This is a genomic window from Dietzia papillomatosis NBRC 105045 (assembly GCF_001570845.1).
Classification (GTDB): Bacteria; Actinomycetota; Actinomycetes; order Mycobacteriales; family Mycobacteriaceae; genus Dietzia; species Dietzia cinnamea.
The window spans coordinates 1-1,530 of sequence record NZ_BCSL01000104.1 but is presented as its reverse complement, the minus strand read 5'-3'; the positions used below and the strand labels follow the sequence as shown (position 1 = coordinate 1,530).

At 64.6% G+C, this 1,530-nt stretch carries 2 protein-coding genes; both read left to right on the top strand.

Annotation, left to right across the window (positions count from 1 at the left end):
• The first annotated feature begins 59 nt into the window (after positions 1-59).
• On the top strand, positions 60-455 hold the full coding sequence (locus DPA01S_RS15975) for a hypothetical protein (RefSeq protein ID WP_061917909.1): 396 nt from the start codon (positions 60-62) through the stop codon (positions 453-455).
• Positions 371-1,501: an IS3 family transposase gene (locus tag DPA01S_RS15970; RefSeq protein WP_141764050.1), complete on the top strand. Its 1,131-nt coding sequence runs from the start codon at positions 371-373 to the stop codon at positions 1,499-1,501. Before DPA01S_RS15975 ends, DPA01S_RS15970 begins: the two co-directional genes overlap by 85 nt.
• Positions 1,502-1,530 lie beyond the last annotated feature (29 nt).

Sequence of the window (1,530 nt, the reverse complement as noted above, 5' to 3'; positions counted from 1 at the left end):
CGCCCTGTGGCTCAGGCTGGTTGTGAGTCGGCGATGGGCGCTGGCGGGAGGGTGTCGAGATGACGGTGGTTGTTCCATCACGCGAGCGCAGCGTTGAGGAGAGGCGGCGGTTGGCGCTCGAGTACGTCGAGTGCCGGTATGGCACCAAGGCCGCGTTCCTGCAGGAGCACCGGATCGCTGAGTGGCAGATGCGGCGGTGGGTGGCCGCGTTGGCTGACGGTGACCTCGACGGGAACGTCATCCCGCGTCAGACTGGGGAGATGACCAGGGAAGATGCAGCTGAGGTTAGGCGTCTGAACGCCAGAATCGCCAAGCTGGAAACGGAATTGGATTCCGAGCGCAAGGTCGTTGATGCGCTGGGAAAAGCTATATCGGTCATGCACTCACTTGGCGTGGCCGACGACGGGGAGGACCCGACTGGACCGAGCAGCAGCGGCGAGAGCACGAGGAGCTGATCGCGGCCGAGAACGCCCTGCTGGAGGAACTCAAGGCGGCAGGCCGAAGTCAGCGGTCGGCGCTGGCAATGATCGGCCTGTCCCGGGGCTCGTTTCATGTTCGGCGCAAGCCCCGAGCCCGGGTGGCGGAGCCGATCGCCCACGCCGATCGCAAGCAGCCCCATGCGTTGACTGAGGCAGAGTCAGCGCAGGTCGCCGATACGGTCAACGCCTCGCTGGCGAAGGGGCGCAGTGTGCGGCAGGCCTGGTACGAGCACATCGATACCGGACCGGTGCTGGCCAGTCAGGCGACCTTTCAGCGGGTGGCCGCCAAGGTGCGCACCACCCCTGTCCGTCGACGACGACGCCCCAACGCGCCGCGGGATAGCCCCACACTGCAGGCCAGCCGGCCCGATCAGGTGTTGTGTTGGGACATCTCGTTCCTGCCCGGACGCACAACCAGACAGAGCTTTGCGCTGTACTCGGTAATCGACCTGTACTCCCGCAAAATCGTCGGATGGACGATCCAGACCCGCGAAGACCGCTACATCGCCGCTGAACTTCTAACCACCATCATCGATGCCTCAGACGGCAAGGTCGAAATCGTTCACTCCGACAACGGCTCGGCCATGACCTCCAAGCACCTACGCGGCGAACTCGAGAACAAAAGCGTGACCTGCTCGTACATCCGGCCCGGGGTCAGTAACGACAACGCCTACATCGAATCGTGGTTCGCCACGGTCAAGAGCGCGCACGCCTACCCGCGGGCCTTCCGCGACCTCGATCATGCCACCGAGTGGATCGCCGAATGGGTTGAGTACTACAACCATCGACACCATCACGGCGGACTGGCCGGCTACACCCCGGCGTCCGTTCACGACGGCACCTGGGTCGACGCGGCCCGCACCCGGCAGACCAGGCTCGATGAGCACTACCGCCAGCACGCGGGCCGCTACCGCAAACGACCCCAGATCCCCACCCCGAACACCACCGTCACGATCAACCTGGCAAACGACGGCTCACGACTGACGATCCCACCGATCGCGGCAACCCTCATCGCCGCCTGAATGACTCACAACAGGTTGACAATCACCGC